1 protein-coding gene is annotated in these 851 nt (G+C 46.7%); it reads left to right on the top strand.

Annotation, left to right across the window (positions count from 1 at the left end; all coding sequences use genetic code 11):
* On the top strand, positions 1-851 hold an 851-nt coding region (locus ACNKXV_RS13275; RefSeq protein ID WP_417908224.1), incomplete at both ends, for an IS256 family transposase.

Genomic DNA, 851 nt, shown 5'->3' with positions numbered 1-851 from the left:
CCCGAGACCGCAATTCCAGTTTCGAGCCACAGATCGTGGAGAAACGACAGCATAAGATCAGTTCTGACATTGACCAGCAGATTATCGCCTTGTTCAGCCGAGGGATGAGTTACCGCGACATTCAGGATCATGTAGGAGAGATGTATGGGATAGAGGTTTCTGAAGGGACCCTGACGGCAATTACCGACAGGATTTTCCCCCAGATCTTAGCCTGGCAGAATCGCCCTTTGGAGAGTCTGTATCCGGTGATCTGGCTGGATGCGATGCACTTCAAAGTCAGGGAAGACGGAGCAGTAAAGACCAAGGCGGTTTACTCTATTCTTGGAGTAACCACGAGGGGGGAAAAGGAAGTTATCGGAGTCTATTTTGGGGATCATGAATCCAGCAAATTTTGGCGTCAAGTACTCCATGAACTCAAGCAGCGGGGTATTGAAGATGTACTGATTGCCTGTATAGACAACCTGAACGGGTTTGCCGATGCTATCGAGGATGTGTTTCCCCAGACTGACGTTCAGCTCTGTCTGGTTCATCAGATGCGCAATTCCATGAAATGCATCAGTGAAAAAGACATGAAACCGATGGTCAGGGATCTGAAGAAAATCTACAAAGCAGATAATGAAAAGATGGCTCTTCATTACCTGCAGGAAGCCGAAGAAACCTGGGGAAGTAAATACAAAGTGGTGTTCAAATCATGGTATAGAAACTGGGACAGATTGACCAACTTCTACAAATATCCTCCCCAATTGAGAAGGCTGATCTACACAACCAACCCGATTGAAAGCTACCATCGGATGGTCAGAAAAGTCACCAAAACTAAAGGAGCATTCAGCTCGGAGAATGCGATCTTGAAA

The sequence above is a fragment of the Christiangramia aquimixticola genome (genome assembly GCF_048285835.1).
GTDB lineage: Bacteria > Bacteroidota > Bacteroidia > Flavobacteriales > Flavobacteriaceae > Christiangramia > Christiangramia aquimixticola.
The sequence above is the reverse complement of the archived record's forward strand: the minus strand, read 5'-3'. Positions and strand labels throughout refer to the sequence as shown.